Source organism: Microbulbifer sp. MLAF003 (genome assembly GCF_030012965.1).
Taxonomy (GTDB): Bacteria; Pseudomonadota; Gammaproteobacteria; order Pseudomonadales; family Cellvibrionaceae; genus Microbulbifer; species Microbulbifer variabilis.
In genome coordinates this window covers 3,390,246-3,406,768 of the sequence record NZ_CP120232.1, presented here as the reverse complement: position 1 = coordinate 3,406,768, position 16,523 = coordinate 3,390,246, and the positions used below count along the sequence as shown (strand labels likewise).

The window sequence follows — 16,523 nt, the reverse complement described above, 5'->3', positions numbered from 1 at the left end:
GCCCTTCAAATAGCGGTTGCAGATTATGCGCCCGCCCGTTGACTCTCAACCAATTCGAAAGGCTTCTCCAGTGCGAATCGAGGTATGATTTTACCGTCTTTTTCCAGGGTTTCTGTGAAGATTGACAGTGGTTTTGCCCACACACCGTAGTCTCCATATAGAGCGCGGTAAGTAACCAGTTTCTCCTCAGTTTTACTGTGAGTGGCGACATATAGGGCCCCGTAAAGGTTTCCTTTGTGGTGGCGATAGAGGCCGCGCTTCATTTTGGAATTACCTGTTAACTCATATGGTGGGGAGACAGTTGCAGTTGCTCAATTCGGCTGCCATGCAGAATGGCGATGCCAGAGTAACGGTGCTCCCCAGTGGAAGTGAATTCAAATTCATAGCTGCGCTGCAGGCTGATATGGCCATGTTTGTTGCGCTTGAGGCGGGTTTTTACCAGCATAACGGTATCGTCGAGTAACTGGACACCCAGCTGCTTGCAGTGGTTGGATGCTGCGCGTTTGACTTGCTCCTTGGCTGCCATATTCGCCCAGATATACCAGACAATGGTTGCCAGAAGCAGGAACCAGAAGATATCAGTTAGTGAGTAATACATTGCTCTACAGTTGCTATGATCGCTTTGCGCAAGAATAACATCGAAGGAGTCGAAATGTCTGGAACCATACTGATTACTGGAACTAACCGCGGTATTGGCCTGGAGATTTGTGCCCAGTTTGCCAGTGATGGCTGGAAGGTTTACGCCTGTTGTAGGGATCTCGATCGGGCCAGCGAACTCAAGACCCTGCAAGGGCAGTATTCAAACCTCTATCCCATTCAGCTAGATGTGACAGATTATTCACAGATGATATCCCTGGCAAAAGCGATCGAGGGAGAGCCTATAGATATCCTGTTCAATAATGCCGGTTATTACGGTCCCAAAGGGGTGGCTTTTGGGCAGGTGGATCTCACTGAGTGGCGCCGGGTGCTGGAGTCCAACACTATCGCCCCCTATATGATGGCGGAGACCTTCTGCGACAATGTGGCGGCCAGTGAACACAAGCTGATAGCGATGATGAGCAGTAAGGTGGGCAGTATCGCCGACAATCGATCTGGCGGAGGGTATATCTATCGAACCTCCAAAACGGCCCTTAACCAGATCGTGAAAAGCTTGTCGATTGACTTGAAGGAGCGAGGTATCACGGTAGTAGCTCTGCACCCAGGATGGGTAAAAACTGCGATGGGTGGTCCAGGAGCCCTTATATCTGCTGAGGATAGTGTCAGCGGCCTGAAAAAGATCCTTTTACAGGCAAATCAGGCCGATAGTGGTCACTTCTACAATTACGATGGTAGCCAGATTCCCTGGTGATAGTTGGGTATGGGTTACTGGCCTTTCTCTCGACCCCTCCCCCGTAGATGTCCTGATGTCTACTCGCACAGAGATTTATCCCGAGCACGCTTAGAGGTGACTTAGTGGCGCTTGATTTCCCTGTTTGCAAAATTAGGCAAGGATAGGGAAGGAGTTAGCTACCACCTTGTTCATTAAAACGGTAAAAATATCCACGAATATGGAGGGTGGGCGTTTCCCTCGATTTATGCGAATAGGAACGACGGCGGCATTTTAGGCAAGGACTGCGCGGTCAAATATGAGAGTGGCGGAGTGGAACTGATGAATGGGGCTGTAGATAGCACCGGCGGTGGATATACCCTTTCCCAAAAACGGCAGTTAAAAGGTATACGCCTGCTACTGGGATTATCGTTAGCTGCTGGAGCGGCGCTTTTAGGGGGGATGCCTATTTGGGTGGCTATGTTAGGTGTCATTGCCTATCACTCACGCGGTAAGAATCTACAGGCCGGGGCTTACAACTTGGCTTGTGCGGTTACCGGCCTGGGCCTGGGATTTGCTGCCCAGGTGGTAGTGGCTAAATGGCAGTTACAACCTCACTTTGCAGCCCTTCCCATAGCTTTGCTATTTGCGGCAATCGGTGCTTGGGCAATGGGCCGGGTAACGGGCGTGAGTAATATTTCCAGCTACGCGATCGGCATTTTGATTGGATTTACAGCTCAGGTGAAAATATCACTGGATAGTTACTTTATTTTGATTGCAGCGATATCGATCGGTGCCGTTATGTCGGGGGTGGTCGATAGGCTTTGGCCCGGACGCCACAGCTTGTAATGGGAAGTGGATGTGAGTACCACAGAACAAAGATTTTATTAGCAGCTTTTTTATTTGGATCGAATGGGAGTTGGGCGAACAGGTAAGAAGCAATCATTGGTGTAATCCCGTTTTTTTAATAGTGAAGTGGGAGTATATTGCTTAGAGGTAGTTGCAATGTTCAAACGAGTTATGTTTACAGTGGCGATGGTTTTCGTTACAGCTCTGGCCTTTACTGACCCTGCAGCCTCCGGCTCTGAAGCTGACTTAAAATATCTACAATATTGATAGAATTCAGTCATTGGCATTAATCTATATGTTGCCTTAATTTGATGCACAGGGGGTGCTTAAATGGAAGAAAAATTCTGGTTGGATAAATGGCAGAAAAATGAAATAGGTTTCCACGAAAAGTCTGGTAACCCCATGCTGGCTCAATATTTTACTGCGCTATCACTGAAAAAAGGCAGTCGTATATTCCTGCCTTTATGTGGAAAAACTGGGGATATAGCTTGGCTGAGAACTCAGGGATGTGCCATCGCCGGTGCAGAACTTAGTGAAGTGGCTGTGCAGCAACTTTTCGAAGAGCTTGAACTGACTCCAAAGATAGAAAAAGAAAATAACCTCAAGTGCTACAGTGCCGAAAAAATTAAGATTTTTGTAGGTGATATATTTTCCCTGACAGGAGATGCCCTTGGCTCTGTGGAAGCGATATATGATCGAGCCGCTTTGGTAGCATTGCCCGAAGAGATGCGTAAGCGCTATACCCAGCACCTGATGACAATAACAGGGGTTGCCTCACAGCTATTAATATCCTTCGAGTATGAGCAGTCGCAGTTAGCTGGCCCTCCTTTTGCGATCGGCTCCCGGCAGATCTTTGGCTATTATGATGCAAATTATCACCTGGAGATGCTTGGCCATCGGCAGGTTCCCGGTGGCCTGAAAGGTTTGGTGCCCGCTGAAGAGGTTGCCTGGCTACTGACTCGACGCTAATGCCTGTTACAGGTGTAACTTATTGCTACTTAAGCTTTCTGCCGGAGTAAGTCGCTTAATTTCCTATCTCCTGCTCGCCCTCCTTGAATAACACCATCGGTGGAAGGGTGCCGGCGATCAGGGCTTCCTTCTTTTGCTTGGGCCATTTCTTGATGGTCATTTCCAATTTGAGTGCCGCTGACTTACCTGGCACCCCTATCTGGTACTCAAGTTTGAGAGGGCCCTTACCCCGCAAAGCTTTAGCCGCTCTGGGACCGTTGGAACTGTGCTCTGTAAATCGCCGTTGAACATCCATTGTGATCCCCGTATAAAGAGAACCTTTGGAAGTACGGATCAAATAGACATACCAACTGTTCATTTAGTGGATTACCAGAAAAAGGTATTAAAATAGTTCAAAATAGTATCTGCTGATCTCCAGGCTGAGGTGGGCGGCAGAACTGGCTGCAGTCTAGCGATAGTCGACGATGATTCAATCCCAATTTCTTGATGGCAATAATAAAGCGTTGACGGAGTAGTTGGGCAAAAATACCAGTACCAGTGCGGCGCTGGGAAAATTCACTTTGGTAGTCACGCCCACCTCGGCTTTGCTGTACCAAGCTCATGACATGTCCAGCCTTTAGTGGGTAGTGAGCAGAAAGCCACTCTCGAAAAGGGGCGCCACTTCATGGGGCAGTCGTAAAAGGATATAGGCTGCTCGCGTTGCTCCCACATCATGACCGGCCTTCAGGATTTTTTCCAGTTCATTATCATTGAGAGCTGGGATCATAGGTGCTGCCATTACCGCGGTAGGTATTCCTGTAGTACTTAGTTGCTCAATAATACGCAAGCGGGCTGCCGGCCCAGCGGTACGAGGCTCCAGCTTTCTCTTTAGCTCGTTATTTAAAGTGGTCACGCTTATTGCGATTTGGGCCAAGTTGTCCTGCGCCATTTCTGCAAGAATGGGAAGATCCCGAAGTATGAGCTGTCCCTTGGTGACAATAGTTACCGGTTGGTTAAACTTTTGCATAACCTCCAAAAGAGAGCGGGTGATTTTTTTATCTTTCTCCAGGGGTTGATAGGGATCTGTATTTGCTCCCAGAGCAATTGGGCTACATTGATACCCCGGCTTACGTAGAGCCTGCTCTAATAGGTCTGCAGCATTAGGTTTGAAAAATATTTTGCTCTCAAAATCCAGTCCCGGCGACAGGTCCATATAGGCATGAGCGGGACGAGCGTAGCAATATATACAACCATGCTCACAGCCTCGGTAGGGGTTAATTGATTGAGTGAAGGGGATATCCGGTGACTGATTAGTGGCGATAATAGATTTTGCCTTCTCCTCAATAGCCGTTGTTATCAAGCGCTCTATAGGTTCCAGGTCCACTTGCCATCCGTCACTTTCATAAGTACTTGAATGGCTGGCAAATCGCCCGGTAATATTACTGGCAGCTCCGCGACCTTTGTGTAAGCGCAGAGGGTTGTTGGAATCTGTCATTTTACAATGGGAGAGGGTGCTGGATGTATGTACAGTATAGATTGATTTGTTGAAATTGGGAATAGCCAGAAAGAAACTTGGTTTAAACAGCTTTTGTCGTTTGGCGACAATGACATAGATGATAAAAATTTTGGCCGAAATGAGCGAATTAAGGTAAATTTCTAATCAAGAGTAAGTTGAATTAAGCATGTTTATTGGTGAAATCCAAAAGTTTATTGATCCAACAATGTGGATCACCAATAAATATTAGCAGAGAATAAGCTGGAGCCCGCCCTGAAGAGTTTTACAAAGCGGGGTAGCAGATGTATCTATCCATTGGTTTCAGTAATGGTTTTGGGCATATATTTGGCAGGTACTGTAAGCCCTGGTCGCTCATCATCCCAAATCATATTCGTAATTTTCCATGATTTTCCATCATGGTAAAGCTGAATACTGTTGATCCCCCTCTTTAGAAACTGGGTTCTTTCCTCATCTTTCCAGGCTTCATAGGTACTAAAGGCGTGGGCAATATTACCGAAAACTTCAATAATATTTTGAATTTCATCCTCGTAAAAGGCCCGCTCGCCTATCAGCTCCTGAAAGTTATCAGGGTAGTCTTGGATATCCATTACCAGTGATTGTGGTTCGCCATTACTGTCTGCTGAGGTGCGGATTACCTTTGCATAGGAAGTGAACAGGTTCTGTTGCCTCTTCCAATCCCGCTTATAACCCGCAGGGCCAGAAATTACCTTGTAGAGTTCCCTTAAAAGTTCTTGGATTTGAATTTTTGCGTCCATTGCTTTGTTCTTTTCATGTTATTTTTAGATATGTAAGAAAGCTATAATCCCATTTAACTTATACGAAAGTAAACCTCAATTACTGCTTTTATTTTTTATAAAACACTGGGTAGTTGATTTAGGGGGTAACCAGGATAGGATTTTCCACCCCTTCTCTGTATTCGCCAGAGTGTAGGTACTACAGATATGATCAAGTAGGGAGTAATGTGATGTGTAGCGCTTAAGTAAGGCTGAAGTAATGGTTAGGTTCTCGCGACTAAACTGAGTTTGAAAATTGACTATTTCAGACTTTGCATAACCGCTCTTCTCAAGTGCGAAACGGATATCCGCTAGAGTAGCCTCCACTTCAGCTGCACTGCTGGGTGAAAATATCTTTGGGTCGAAAATAAAGTGAGGAGTTTGTACTAAGTAGCGGCTTGCTGAGCTCTCAATTTTCCCTGATGAAAAGTTATCAATAAAACCTGTAAGGTAGTCTTCATCTGAGGTTTTTGCATAAGTATGTAAACTCGTGCAAAGCAGAAATATTACTAATTTTTTGAATATGTTCAACTTTCTACCTTTAGATTTTGTTGATTGAAATCTTTGCTATCTAGAAATGTATTTTTTCTGCCGGCAAGTATCGCGATATTAGTGGCTCATCGATAGAGTTGCTTGCGAATAATAATTTAGTGTTGGCTGTGGAGTAAATGTGTATTTGATAATGGCAATGTTTGATTGTTCTTTGATGATATCTAGTGAGTCTGATCCTGTATGTATTGTTCGTGCTACGTCATTTTTAACATGGGCAATAGTTGGCTTTAATTTAATGGCATGGCAATCAGATATGTTTTTTATAAGGTTTGGATAACTATTTCCAGAATTTTACATATCTTGCTTTGAAGGGGCTGCTTCTGTGATCTAAAAGTAGCCATCAAAAAGCGGATTTTCCGTAAAGCAGGTCGGTTTGGTTATAGGTGCCAAGTTGGAGTCAGAGCTTGTTCCTAGCATAACTAGTTGTTTATTCTTATTTATTATTAGCCGTTTCTGGGTGCGTTCTGAGAATCGAACTATTGATAGCGCTTGGAAAGGCTGGAAAATTGTGGATATATGGAAGGGTGCCGCGCTTTCTCTTTCCTATACTTCTTGGGCAAAGACCTCCCCGCCGGGAAGAGTTCACAATGCAAAAAGCAAAGCCTTTTCGAAAGCTTGGGGCTCAAGAAGCTCTTGATGTACATTTGACCAGCGAGTCAAACGGTGCGGTTCAACTGGTAACTTTCTTTCGGGTATGTAACACACTGAATATAGATAAGTTAATAAAGGGGGTAGAGTATCTACATAATTTCCATCCTATGCTCCATTCACGGATCAAGAGGATTCCATATGCCCATTGGTTCTGCGATGTGAGATTTGAAGATATTTCTATTGAAATCAAGAAGCATACACCACCTTTAAATTATGAAAAGGAGTTCAAGCGATTAGGAGGTAGCATTCTTGACTTGAATAAATTTACTTATTGCCTGACTGTTTATCTCGATAGGCAAGGAAGTGTGAAGTGGGTTGCTTTTGTTTTTAGCCATGCTGCCGTAGATGGGCGTTCAGCATTGATCTTAATTCGTGACTTAGATAGGTACTTGAGAGGGTATCAAACCGAGAAGTCTTTTCCCTCGATAATGCACAAGCCAGTGGAGGAATATGTTAGCTTAAGAAAATGTCTTAAAGGTTCAAATTTGCGAGTTAACGACAGTGTTTATACGCCAGTAAAGTGGCCAGTGGAGGAGGTAGCTCACGCCTCGCGGCGAAGTGGATGCTCTATTTATCGAGTCCTCCCAAAAGAATCTCTCGAACGTTTACAATCATTTCTAAAAAAGAGAAGATATTAATTACATCTTTTTATAGTGCGATAGCCATTCTCGCTGCCCGGTCACTACCGAGTTTTTCTTCCGCAGCAGAGTTGATGCTGCCTATAGATGCACAATGCTTATGTAAATCTCTGATAAGCAAAGATGTTGTGGGGGAGTGCACAACATCTTTAACTTTATCACTCTCGCCAGAGGATACGAGTCTTGATTTGTTAAGTCTAGCAAGCTTAATTCAAAAAAAGTTTATGTGCACTTGAGAAGTGGTGCATTTTCTGATCTTGCCCTGGAGCCGGATTGTAATCCTACAGAGATCGTAAAGATAGCTAAAGAGCTTGCCTCTGAAAAGGACTATTTCTTTTCCGGTATTTGTGTTTCCAATATGGGAGATGTACAGAAATTTGTGGGCCCTTTGATATTCTTTGATTTTGGCTTGATTATGACTGTTCAGACCCATGGGGCTCATCCGATAATGGTTCTGACTTATACAATAAATGGGCAAGGGGTATTTGTTTTCGGGTATTGTGAGCCACTGGTTAATAGAAAAAGTGCTGTAAATTATGTGAAAAAATATATGAAGTTACTTGGGGCGGTGTTTGATGGTTAAGGTTTTAATACAGATTAGCCTTTAATTAATTTTTTAAAGATCTACTGTTTGCAGAAGCAAGCCCAGCAGCATTTTCCACTCAGCGATAATTTTTGGTTGACTTCGTAGCGAGCGTTACAATTTTCTAACTGTGAGCGTATTTGTGGCAGCTAAACAATTCTCCAAGGTGCTGGGTGCTGGGTGCTGGGTGCTGGGTGCTGGGTGCTGGGTGCTGGGTGCTGGGTGCTGGGTGCTGGGTGCTGAATAGGCTATTTTTACGGAGCTGGCACGAAGAACTTGTGGTGGGACTTTAGTTGTATCTTTCATAAAGGTTTTAACTGCGCTGAGCGTTGAGCAGTTATGCTCTGGATTCGCCAAAATTGATAAAGTTTATCCGCTTTTGCAGGCAAGGGTTGAGCCATGAGAGCAGTTAATCTGGCGTTGTGATGTGCCCTTTGAGTCAATTCTAATTGAATTGGTTAAACTGGATAATCCCCTTGACTTTGAGCGAGAGTTTCATCGTAGGGGAGAAATGGGGCTGGATGTTGACAAATGTACCTATACGCTCTCCTTCTACATTGATTCTAAAGAAAAGGTAGAGTGAATTATCCTTGATAAGCAGCCATGCGGCTTTAGATAGTTGTTCTGTAATGACATTATTTTGTGTCTTGGATTTCTACTTTAGGGATGAAGTGACTTTTAATTTAGGTGGTCGGCCCCTGTATGGTGCAGTCGAGAATTACTTTGAACCATCAAAGTATTTTACAAGCCAGGAGCCTTCGGTAGTAAAGGATGAGCTATTTAAATGGCTTGTAGAAGAATCAGCTTTTTCTCCTGAACGCCAGGGCCGGGCTGTTTATCAGAATTTTACAATGAGGGATCTTGCGATTCTAGTCGACATAGGGAAGAAACATAAAGTGAGACCTAAAGCGTTATTTTGTGCGGTTGCTATTCAGTCTTCCCGCATTCTGCCGAATCACAGGGATTGGATAAAAGTTTTATTGCCTTTAGATGTGAGAGAACTATATGGTGCTCATATAGGATTGAGTGCTGTCGGTGCTTTCTCGGCTGTGACTAGACTCGAAGTAATGCCGGATATTGATGTGGAAGATACCTGGCAGTTGGCAAGATACTTACAAGTGGAACTTGACCGTTAAGCTGAGACAGGAGAATCCCGTAAATCTGGTATCCCCAAAGACTATGAGCTGAGGGATGTCATCGGTTGTATACGGGAATATGAAGACAAAAAACCCATTTTTCTGAGGGGCTATGTGTTTCCAATGTAGGAAGTATGAAGGCTCTCGGCACAGAAATAAATTACTTTGAGATTGTTACTGCTATTCCACTTCAAACTCATGGTGCTCATCCGATCTCACTACTAATCTATTCCACCGAAAGAAATTCGGTTTTCATATACTCTTACTGTGAGCCACTCATAAAGAAACCAGGTGTTTTGCTATTTGTGGATAGATATATAGGTACATAGAGGAAGTTATTGAAAATGGAAAAACTAACGTAGTGCCTGCGTGAATATGAAGAAAGTTAATATTCCATATGTTTATGCGGTGGGTATGCCCTTTGCAGTACTTATTGCCTCCACTTCGCCTAATTCCTCCCCTTTTCCTATACTGGTTGAGTAACTTCGCTGGACTACAAGATTCAATCAATGTAGGGCTCAAATATGCAGACAGAGCCACCTTCCCGAGAGCTGGATGCCCATAAAGCGTTGTTTTTGGCGTTGACTATATGGTCAATAGTTGGCGCCCAGGTTATTGTCTTTATCCGGGTATGGGAGGCAGTGGGTATTAAACTCTTGCACCGAGGTATCGCTTATCTACACCTGTTTCCCCCGATGTTGGGAGCCTGGGTTGAGAAGGGGGTAAAGCCCTCGTGGTGTTGCAATGTTGAATTTGGGGGGATTCTTTTTGAGGTGTATCTTGAAAGGTATGCCTGCCTGGTAACCCTTTATGTAAATAAAGAAGCGGAAGTTGAATGGATCGTGGTAGCGCCCTGCCATGGAGCTATTGATGGCCGCTCCATTATGGCTCTGTTTTGTTATCTGGATGTTTTTTTGGCTGATGGCTTTTATCCAGAGCCGACCTCTCCCCCTTTGCCAAAGCCTGTTGAAGAATTACTTAGGGCTGTGGGTCACGTTAGTAGTGATACTTTATTTTACCCGAGTAGGAAAGAGGTAATGTGGCCACCAGTAGAACAGCTGGCTGCAGTTGAAAAGCGCACTAATCATGCCATATCCCGGGCCCCACCCACAGAAGTGAATGAGTGTCTTGCTGCATTTGGAGAAAGGCACCATATAAATCTTACGGCTATCTATTGTGCAATTGCGGTAATATCTGATCACACCTTACCCAGCCACCGCCCATGGGTAGAAATTCTCTTACCAATGCGTGTTCGAGGAATGTACCAACCGATAATTGATATTCATGTTGTTGGGGGAGGGTGCCGCCACAACCACTTCGGAAGTTCCTTCTGAGTCTGTTTCAGGGGATATTATGAAGCTCGCAGGCTATTTTCAATCAGGTTCTAATCAAAAGTGTCGACGGCAAGGACCGAGGGCATTTACATTTGAAACGAATTATCAACAGCAAGATATCCTTCAAATAGCCAAAGTGTGTGCTTCAGAAAAAGCAGTATTTCTCTCAGCAATTTGTGTTGTGAATGGAGGCAATATGCGTGGTACCGAGGAAGGATTATGTTATTTTGAGTTTGAAGCAGAAATATTAGCACAGAATCACCGTACCCAACCCGTTACGGTAATTTCCTATACCGCCGAATGCCTGTCGGTATTCGTTGTTGGATATTGCAAATTTTTAATCAGTAAACAGAGCGCTTGTAGGTTTGTAGATCGATATATGGAATTAGTCGAGGATTTAGTGGAAAGGACTTAATACCTTAGAAACCTATCGTGAATACAGTCGGAGGTTTTTAATTCTGAATTGCTGGTTGATCCTGACCATCGCTGGGAGAGTAAATTTGTGAACGATGTGGTTGTCATTGTCGGGCAGGGGCTTTATTTGGCTGCAGCAGCAGTTCTTGGCTTAGGTATTGCCCGTATCTTAAGGATCGATAACACACTCGGGTGCCTGGTGGCTGGGGTACTGGCGGGATTATTGCTACCAGTGATTGATTATGATACTGGCTTGCGCGCTACCAGTCTCCGTGAGTTGGTTTTCTTTGTGATTCTGCCTGTTTTAATTTTCGAATCGGCTTGGCAGCTTGAGCCGAAAATACTGAAGCGTTGGATTGGTCCGATTCTTCTATTTTCTACTTTGGGTCTTGTAGTCTGTGCCTTTCTTATTGCTGTAATTACTTACTATGGAATCGGGCATCCAGAAGGCTTCCCTGGATTGCCGCCCTGCTTACCGGAGCGATACTTGCAGCTACTGATCCGGTATCAGTGGTCAATAAACTTCGCCAGGAAAAAACCGGTGAGGATTTATTAACCCTCGTAGAGGGTGAAAGCCTTTTTAATGACGCTGCCGCTGTAGTCCTGTACTCACTGGTTTTAGGGCTGGCCACTTATTCTATTGTTGGCGTAACTGGTATGGGAGCAGAAGCCCCCTCTCTGGGTGTGGGTCCCGTGACACTGTATTTTTGTATGATATTTTTTGGTGGAGTGGCAGTTGGGCTTGTTTTTGGGTTGTTTACTACTCTGGTTATTTTATTTCTCAGGTCTCCCAGTGCCTCTCTAATGACTTTGGTCGTTGCTGCTTTTGCTAGTTTTTACCTGGCTGAGAGCATATTGCATGTATCGGGTATTATCTCGGTGATGACTTGTGCAATTGTTGCCAGAGCCTGTCTGCGCAAACAGAGTAAGACATTTCTTGCCGACGCGGAGCCCACCTGGGAGTGGTTGGGATTACTATTTACCGCGATCATTTTTGTGATTATGGGACTGGTGATTACCTTTGAGATGTTTACCCATCAATGGCTGGCTATGATGATTGCCACAGCAGCAGCTTTAGGAGCACGGGCTTTGTCAGTGGTTTTGGTGACCCCTTTGACGAGGTTCGTTGGCCCACCCATCCCAAAATCCTGGCGCCTATTAATGAGCTGGGGGGGCTGCGTGGTGTAATCGCTGTTGCATTAGTGTTATCACTACCTGTCGAACTTCCCTACTGGTGGACGATCCAGTCTATGGTATTCGGCGTTGTCCTATTTTCACTACTGGTTCAGGGCACAACCAGCGGGCGTCTGATACATAAATTAAAGTTATAGGTATGAAAGTTATGGATATGGCTTTTGTGTCTTTTGTTTACGGGATGGATCAGGCAGAAAGCCAGTAAGAATTATTGAGAAAGAAATACTGAAAATATCGAGGAAACACGACAGAATCAGGAGGGAGTGCTGTTTTGATGAAGGGCTTAGGGTTGGGCTGCGGGTTGCCCCGCAGCCTGGGCAGGGTTATTTCCAGTTAAGGATAACCTTGCCGGACTCTCCGGAGCCCATAGTATCGAAGCCTTTCTGGAAGTCATCGATATGGAACTGATGGGTAATAACCGGAGTTAAGTCCAGGCCGGACTGGATCAGGCTGGCCATTTTATACCAGGTTTCGAACATCTCGCGGCCGTAGATACCCTTAATGATCAGGCCTTTGAATATTACCTGGCTCCAGTCAATGGCCATCTCGCCAGCGGGAATTCCCAGCATGGCAATTTTGCCACCGTGGTTCATGGCAGCGAGCATATCGCGGAAGGCCGCGGGTACACCGGACATTTCCAGGCCCACATCGAAGCCTTCACTCATGCCCAGTTCAGCCATCACATCGCTGAGGCTTTCCTCCGCAACGTTCACTGCACGGGTTGCGCCCATTTTACGGGCCAGATCCAGGCGATACTCATTGATATCAGTGATTACCACATGGCGTGCGCCAACATGTTTAGCTACAGCAGCAGCCATAATGCCGATGGGGCCGGCTCCGGTAATCAACACATCCTCACCGACAAGATCGAATGACAGAGCGGTGTGTACGGCGTTACCCAATGGGTCGAAGATAGAGGCCAAATCGTCGGAAATATTATCCGGGATTTTGAAGGCATTTAATGCAGGAATAACCAGGTACTCGGCAAAGGCGCCCTGGCGGTCCACGCCTACTCCATAGGTGTTGCGGCATAGATGGCGGCGACCGGCGCGGCAGTTGCGGCAGTGCCCGCAGGTAATATGGCCTTCGCCGGAAACACGATCACCCACCTGGAAGCCCGCGACTTCCTGGCCCATACCAACTACTTCTCCTACGTACTCATGCCCCACTACCATGGGGACCGGGATGGTTTTTTGCGACCACTCATCCCAGTTATAGATATGCATGTCGGTACCACAAATGGCGGTTTTGTGGATTTTGATCAGAAGGTCGTTGTGGCCGGGCTCAGGAATTTCCACGTCTGTGAGCCAGATTCCCACTTCAGACTTCAGTTTCGATAGTGCTTTCATTGTCATTAAAACTACAAATAGAAAGGCGCGGCGGAACCATGCAAAGGGTGAGTCCTGCTATGGCGCTCTGCCGCGATCAATTGGGCGTTAAATAATTTTCAGTTCACGGCCTACTTCGATAAAGGCATCGATACACTGGTCGAGTTGTTCACGAGTGTGTGCCGCCGACATCTGAGTGCGGATGCGCGCCTGGCCTTTGGGTACTACCGGGTAGAAGAAACCCACCACATAGATGCCGCGCTCCAGCATCTTGTCGGCCATCTTCTGAGCCAGTGCGGCATCGCCAATCATTACCGGGATAATTGGATGGTCGGCGCCGGCCAGGGTAAAGCCAGCTTCAGACATGCGCTTGCGGAAATAGGCGGAGTTATCGCGCAGTTTCTCACGCAACTCACCACCTTCCATCAACATATCCAGCACCTTTAGTGAGGCGGTAACAATTGCTGGGGCCACGGAATTGGAAAAAAGATAGGGGCGCGAACGCTGGCGCAGCATATCGATGATTTCCTTGCGGCCAGAGGTGAAGCCGCCGGAAGCGCCGCCCAGGGCCTTGCCCAAGGTGCCGGTAATAATATCGATACGACTGATAACATCGCAGTACTCATGAGTGCCGCGACCGTGCTCACCGAGGAAACCTACCGCGTGGGAGTCGTCCACCATCACCAGGGCGTTGTAGCGATCGGCCAGATCGCAGATGGCTTTTAAGTCGGCGATTACGCCGTCCATGGAAAAGACACCATCAGTGGCGATCAGCTTGGTCTTGGCGCCCTCGGCGTCAGCTGCCTGTAGCTGTTTTTCCAGTTCCGCCATATTGTTGTTGGCGTAGCGGTAGCGCTTGGCCTTACACAGACGTACACCATCGATAATCGAGGCGTGGTTCAGGGCATCAGAGATAATTGCATCTTCCGGGCCTAGTAATGTTTCGAACAGGCCGCCATTGGCATCAAAGCAAGAGGTGTAAAGGATAGTATCTTCAGTGTGCAGAAACTCGGATAGGCGAGACTCCAGGGCCTTGTGGATGTCCTGGGTACCGCAAATAAAACGCACAGATGCCATGCCGAAGCCGTACTGGTCGAGGCCTTCTTTCGCAGCTTCGATAAGATCTGGATGATTGGCCAGGCCCAGATAGTTATTGGCGCAGAAATTCAGTACCTGGGTGTCGTTGTTCACCTGGATCTCAGCGGCCTGTTGGGAGGTAATAATACGCTCGCGCTTGTAGAGGCCGTCGGCATCAATTTGTTTCAGTTCATCGCGCAGGTGCTCAAAGAATTGTTCTGGCTTTGACATGGTATTGTTTTTAGCTCCTGTCCGGTGCTCGTGGCACTTAGTGATTGGCGCTAAGCAGGTTGGCGCCTGTGTATTCTAGTTTATCCCGCCAGTTCACACGCCTTGTGGGCAGTGATCGGCTGCTCGCTGGCGCGGCAACTGGTGGCGAATTTTAATGCCTCTTCCGCAGTGTCGAACAGCAGTTGCCACAACAATTGCCGATCGGCCCGTCTCACTGCCCTAACCGCCGTACGGTTTCGCTGGTTGGCGATCTGAATTTCTATAACGTCTTTACTGGATAGCGATGTTTCGGACATGGTCCCTCCAACAATAAAATTTGGAGGGCTGACGTGGAAGCGGCGAATGGGTATTCGCTAATCCGGTTGGATTGCTCTTGTAGAGCCCCATCCTCCCCGCTGGCATTGGTGTGCCGGCAGAGAGAGAACCACCTTGCCCCGGTCGGCAGGTTGGCGTTGGCGTCAGCCACTCTCGTGATGTGCGGGCAAAGATAGCTGGGAGGGGATTGGCAGTCAACTATGCCGCCCCCGTTTGGGGGCGGTGCAGAAGTTTATGCGGGCAGTTGCACGGATTTCAGTTCGATAAACTCGCCGAGCCCGGCATCGCCAAATTCGCGTCCATTGCCCGAGCGCTTGTAACCGCCGAAGGGAGCATCGTAGTTAAACTCGCCCCCATTGACGAAGCAGAGTCCCGCCTCGATACGGCGTACCAGAGGCATGGCACTATCCGCATCCTTGGCCCAAACGCCGCTGGATAGGCCGTATTCGGTATCGTTGGCAATGGAGATGGCCTCGTCCATATCCTTGTATGGGATCAGGCAGGTTACGGGACCGAAGATCTCCTCGCGCGCGATGCTCATATCGTTGTGTACATCGGCAAATACAGTGGGCTTAACATAGAAGCCTTTTTCCAGGTTCTCCGGTGTCTCGGCACCACCAGTGACCATGCGCGCACCTTCATCAATACCCCGCTGGATATAACCACGAACGATTTCACGTTGGCGTGCAGAAGAGAGCGGCCCCATAAAGGCGTCTTCTCCGGTGCCCATGGTGATTCCTTCGGCCACTTGCTGGGCAATTTCCACCGCTTCTTCGTAGCGCTCAGCAGGTACCAGCATACGGGTCAGGGCTGTGCAGGTCTGGCCGCTGTTGATAAATACATCTTCGCAGCCCCAGCGTACAGCAGCTTCCAGGTCTGCATCGGGGGTGATAATCAGCGGTGATTTACCGCCCAGCTCCTGGGTTACACGTTTTACCGTGGGCGCCGCAGCCTTGGCTACTTCAACGCCGGCGCGGGTAGAGCCGGTGAAAGACACCATATCGATGCCAGGGTGGGATGAAAGTGCCGCACCCACTACCGAGCCAGCACCGGGCACCAGGTTGAAGACGCCGGCGGGTACTCCGGCCTCATCAATAATTTCTGCCATGATAAAGTCCTGCAGAGGGGTAATCTCGGCAGGTTTGGTGATCATGGTGCAGCCGGCGGCCAGCGCTGGTGCCACTTTGCCGACGAACTGGTGCAGCGGATAGTTCCAGGGGGTAATAAAACCACACACGCCCACAGGCTCGCGGAATAAAATTGAATGGGCCGCTTTCTCGGTTTTTTCCATCTCGGAAGTACGCTCAGCGTAAAAGCGCATGGCGTAGATAGGGCCGTCGACGTGTAGCCAGCGAGCGATATGTTCGGGGCATCCGAGAGTTTGGGAAATTGCGAAAGTCAGTTCTTCTTTGCGTTTTTCCATTCCGTCAGCGATGGCGTTGAGCAGTTCGCGGCGTTTCTGTGCGGTACTGTTACGCCAGCTGTGAAAAGCCGTTCTGGCGGCGGTTACGGCCAGATCCACATCTTCGGCAGAGCCCTCTGAAACTTCGCAGATTAACGCTTCGGTGGCAGGGTTGATCACAGGGTGTGATCCTGCACCCAGGGGCTCACGCCACTGGCCATCAATAAACAGCTTTCCGGTTTGCAGTTTGCTGAGATCTGTCATGTCACGCTTCCA

At 47.4% G+C, this 16,523-nt stretch carries 22 protein-coding genes and 1 riboswitch; of the genes, 11 read left to right on the top strand and 11 right to left on the bottom strand.

Going from position 1 to position 16,523, the window contains the following annotated elements:
- Positions 1 to 23: 23 nt before the first annotated feature.
- A complete protein-coding gene (locus tag P3339_RS16315) occupies positions 24 to 263 on the bottom strand; it encodes a DUF1653 domain-containing protein (protein WP_282951201.1) in 240 nt (79 codons plus the stop codon).
- 14 nt (positions 264 to 277) lie between these two features.
- Complete coding sequence (locus tag P3339_RS16310) at positions 278 to 598, bottom strand: DUF3301 domain-containing protein (protein WP_020411799.1); 321 nt, start codon at positions 596 to 598, stop codon at positions 278 to 280.
- A 54-nt stretch (positions 599 to 652) separates the two neighbouring features.
- Between P3339_RS16310 and P3339_RS16305 the strand changes: the two genes are divergently transcribed.
- The 3 genes from P3339_RS16305 to tmpT all read left to right on the top strand — a co-directional run bounded on the left by P3339_RS16305 (position 653) and on the right by tmpT (position 3,124).
- On the top strand, positions 653 to 1,348 hold the full coding sequence (locus P3339_RS16305) for an SDR family oxidoreductase (RefSeq protein ID WP_282951200.1): 696 nt from the start codon (positions 653 to 655) through the stop codon (positions 1,346 to 1,348).
- Positions 1,349 to 1,648: 300 nt separating this feature from the next.
- Positions 1,649 to 2,155, top strand: a complete 507-nt coding sequence (locus P3339_RS16300; protein ID WP_282953609.1) for a DUF1097 family protein — start codon at positions 1,649 to 1,651, stop codon at positions 2,153 to 2,155.
- Positions 2,156 to 2,485: 330 nt separating this feature from the next.
- Positions 2,486 to 3,124 carry a thiopurine S-methyltransferase gene (gene tmpT / locus P3339_RS16295; protein ID WP_282951199.1) on the top strand — a complete coding sequence of 213 codons (639 nt, stop codon included), beginning with the start codon at positions 2,486 to 2,488 and terminating at the stop codon, positions 3,122 to 3,124.
- A 55-nt stretch (positions 3,125 to 3,179) separates the two neighbouring features.
- Here tmpT and P3339_RS16290 read toward each other — a convergent pair whose 3' ends face one another.
- From P3339_RS16290 to P3339_RS16270, 5 genes are all read right to left on the bottom strand, one after another.
- Positions 3,180 to 3,482 carry a GIY-YIG nuclease family protein gene (locus tag P3339_RS16290; protein ID WP_051089466.1) on the bottom strand — a complete coding sequence of 101 codons (303 nt, stop codon included), beginning with the start codon at positions 3,480 to 3,482 and terminating at the stop codon, positions 3,180 to 3,182.
- A gap of 34 nt (positions 3,483 to 3,516) precedes the next feature.
- Positions 3,517 to 3,726 (bottom strand): hypothetical protein, encoded by a 210-nt coding sequence (locus tag P3339_RS16285; protein ID WP_282951198.1) that lies wholly within the window; start codon positions 3,724 to 3,726, stop codon positions 3,517 to 3,519.
- Positions 3,727 to 3,740: 14 nt separating this feature from the next.
- Positions 3,741 to 4,598, bottom strand: coding sequence for a PA0069 family radical SAM protein (locus P3339_RS16280; RefSeq protein ID WP_282951197.1), 858 nt, complete (start codon positions 4,596 to 4,598; stop codon positions 3,741 to 3,743).
- A gap of 308 nt (positions 4,599 to 4,906) precedes the next feature.
- Positions 4,907 to 5,374, bottom strand: coding sequence for a hypothetical protein (locus tag P3339_RS16275; RefSeq protein WP_282951196.1), 468 nt, complete (start codon positions 5,372 to 5,374; stop codon positions 4,907 to 4,909).
- Between the two features lie 75 nt (positions 5,375 to 5,449).
- Positions 5,450 to 5,923: a DUF6841 family protein gene (locus tag P3339_RS16270; RefSeq protein ID WP_282951195.1), complete on the bottom strand. Its 474-nt coding sequence runs from the start codon at positions 5,921 to 5,923 to the stop codon at positions 5,450 to 5,452.
- Positions 5,924 to 6,531: 608 nt separating this feature from the next.
- Here P3339_RS16270 and P3339_RS16265 point away from each other — a divergent pair.
- The 8 genes from P3339_RS16265 to P3339_RS16230 all read left to right on the top strand — a co-directional run bounded on the left by P3339_RS16265 (position 6,532) and on the right by P3339_RS16230 (position 11,888).
- On the top strand, positions 6,532 to 7,233 hold the full coding sequence (locus P3339_RS16265) for a condensation domain-containing protein (protein ID WP_282951194.1): 702 nt from the start codon (positions 6,532 to 6,534) through the stop codon (positions 7,231 to 7,233).
- Between the two features lie 226 nt (positions 7,234 to 7,459).
- Positions 7,460 to 7,816, top strand: a complete 357-nt coding sequence (locus P3339_RS16260; protein ID WP_282951193.1) for a hypothetical protein — start codon at positions 7,460 to 7,462, stop codon at positions 7,814 to 7,816.
- 427 nt (positions 7,817 to 8,243) lie between these two features.
- Positions 8,244 to 8,399, top strand: a complete 156-nt coding sequence (locus P3339_RS16255; RefSeq protein ID WP_282951192.1) for a hypothetical protein — start codon at positions 8,244 to 8,246, stop codon at positions 8,397 to 8,399.
- Between the two features lie 7 nt (positions 8,400 to 8,406).
- A complete protein-coding gene (locus P3339_RS16250; RefSeq protein ID WP_282951191.1) occupies positions 8,407 to 8,952 on the top strand; it encodes a hypothetical protein in 546 nt (181 codons plus the stop codon).
- A gap of 524 nt (positions 8,953 to 9,476) precedes the next feature.
- On the top strand, positions 9,477 to 10,286 hold the full coding sequence (locus tag P3339_RS16245) for a hypothetical protein (protein ID WP_282951190.1): 810 nt from the start codon (positions 9,477 to 9,479) through the stop codon (positions 10,284 to 10,286).
- Positions 10,287 to 10,305: 19 nt separating this feature from the next.
- Positions 10,306 to 10,701: a hypothetical protein gene (locus P3339_RS16240; RefSeq protein ID WP_282951189.1), complete on the top strand. Its 396-nt coding sequence runs from the start codon at positions 10,306 to 10,308 to the stop codon at positions 10,699 to 10,701.
- An 87-nt stretch (positions 10,702 to 10,788) separates the two neighbouring features.
- Positions 10,789 to 11,256, top strand: coding sequence for a cation:proton antiporter domain-containing protein (locus P3339_RS23835; protein WP_502867306.1), 468 nt, complete (start codon positions 10,789 to 10,791; stop codon positions 11,254 to 11,256).
- A complete protein-coding gene (locus P3339_RS16230) occupies positions 11,160 to 11,888 on the top strand; it encodes a cation:proton antiporter domain-containing protein (protein ID WP_502867336.1) in 729 nt (242 codons plus the stop codon). Before P3339_RS23835 ends, P3339_RS16230 begins: the two co-directional genes overlap by 97 nt.
- Before the next feature lie 329 nt (positions 11,889 to 12,217).
- On the opposite strand, the gene tdh is transcribed toward P3339_RS16230, so the two are convergent.
- The 4 genes from tdh to P3339_RS16210 all read right to left on the bottom strand — a co-directional run bounded on the left by tdh (position 12,218) and on the right by P3339_RS16210 (position 16,511).
- Positions 12,218 to 13,243 carry an L-threonine 3-dehydrogenase gene (gene tdh / locus P3339_RS16225; protein WP_282953608.1) on the bottom strand — a complete coding sequence of 342 codons (1,026 nt, stop codon included), beginning with the start codon at positions 13,241 to 13,243 and terminating at the stop codon, positions 12,218 to 12,220.
- 87 nt (positions 13,244 to 13,330) lie between these two features.
- On the bottom strand, positions 13,331 to 14,530 hold the full coding sequence (locus tag P3339_RS16220; protein ID WP_282951187.1) for a glycine C-acetyltransferase: 1,200 nt from the start codon (positions 14,528 to 14,530) through the stop codon (positions 13,331 to 13,333).
- Between the two features lie 80 nt (positions 14,531 to 14,610).
- Positions 14,611 to 14,826, bottom strand: coding sequence for a hypothetical protein (locus P3339_RS16215; RefSeq protein ID WP_282951186.1), 216 nt, complete (start codon positions 14,824 to 14,826; stop codon positions 14,611 to 14,613).
- Positions 14,827 to 14,883: 57 nt separating this feature from the next.
- Positions 14,884 to 15,012: riboswitch (SAM-I-IV-variant riboswitch) on the bottom strand.
- A 65-nt stretch (positions 15,013 to 15,077) separates the two neighbouring features.
- Positions 15,078 to 16,511 (bottom strand): aldehyde dehydrogenase family protein, encoded by a 1,434-nt coding sequence (locus P3339_RS16210; RefSeq protein ID WP_020411817.1) that lies wholly within the window; start codon positions 16,509 to 16,511, stop codon positions 15,078 to 15,080.
- Between the last annotated feature and the right edge of the window lie 12 nt (positions 16,512 to 16,523).

Bases quoted from the DNA above. Each gene is read 5' to 3' on its own strand.
- P3339_RS16315 (WP_282951201.1), bottom strand. From the start codon at position 263: ATGAAGCGCGGCCTCTATCGCCACCACAAAGGAAACCTTTACGGGGCC.
- P3339_RS16310 (WP_020411799.1), bottom strand. From the start codon at position 598: ATGTATTACTCACTAACTGATATCTTCTGGTTCCTGCTTCTGGCAACC.
- P3339_RS16305 (WP_282951200.1), top strand. From the start codon at position 653: ATGTCTGGAACCATACTGATTACTGGAACTAACCGCGGTATTGGCCTG.
- P3339_RS16300 (WP_282953609.1), top strand. From the start codon at position 1,649: ATGAATGGGGCTGTAGATAGCACCGGCGGTGGATATACCCTTTCCCAA.
- tmpT (WP_282951199.1), top strand. From the start codon at position 2,486: ATGGAAGAAAAATTCTGGTTGGATAAATGGCAGAAAAATGAAATAGGT.
- P3339_RS16290 (WP_051089466.1), bottom strand. From the start codon at position 3,482: ATGAACAGTTGGTATGTCTATTTGATCCGTACTTCCAAAGGTTCTCTT.
- P3339_RS16285 (WP_282951198.1), bottom strand. From the start codon at position 3,726: ATGAGCTTGGTACAGCAAAGCCGAGGTGGGCGTGACTACCAAAGTGAA.
- P3339_RS16280 (WP_282951197.1), bottom strand. From the start codon at position 4,598: ATGACAGATTCCAACAACCCTCTGCGCTTACACAAAGGTCGCGGAGCT.
- P3339_RS16275 (WP_282951196.1), bottom strand. From the start codon at position 5,374: ATGGACGCAAAAATTCAAATCCAAGAACTTTTAAGGGAACTCTACAAG.
- P3339_RS16265 (WP_282951194.1), top strand. From the start codon at position 6,532: ATGCAAAAAGCAAAGCCTTTTCGAAAGCTTGGGGCTCAAGAAGCTCTT.
- P3339_RS16245 (WP_282951190.1), top strand. From the start codon at position 9,477: ATGCAGACAGAGCCACCTTCCCGAGAGCTGGATGCCCATAAAGCGTTG.
- P3339_RS16240 (WP_282951189.1), top strand. From the start codon at position 10,306: ATGAAGCTCGCAGGCTATTTTCAATCAGGTTCTAATCAAAAGTGTCGA.
- tdh (WP_282953608.1), bottom strand. From the start codon at position 13,243: ATGAAAGCACTATCGAAACTGAAGTCTGAAGTGGGAATCTGGCTCACA.
- P3339_RS16220 (WP_282951187.1), bottom strand. From the start codon at position 14,530: ATGTCAAAGCCAGAACAATTCTTTGAGCACCTGCGCGATGAACTGAAA.
- P3339_RS16215 (WP_282951186.1), bottom strand. From the start codon at position 14,826: ATGTCCGAAACATCGCTATCCAGTAAAGACGTTATAGAAATTCAGATC.
- P3339_RS16210 (WP_020411817.1), bottom strand. From the start codon at position 16,511: ATGACAGATCTCAGCAAACTGCAAACCGGAAAGCTGTTTATTGATGGC.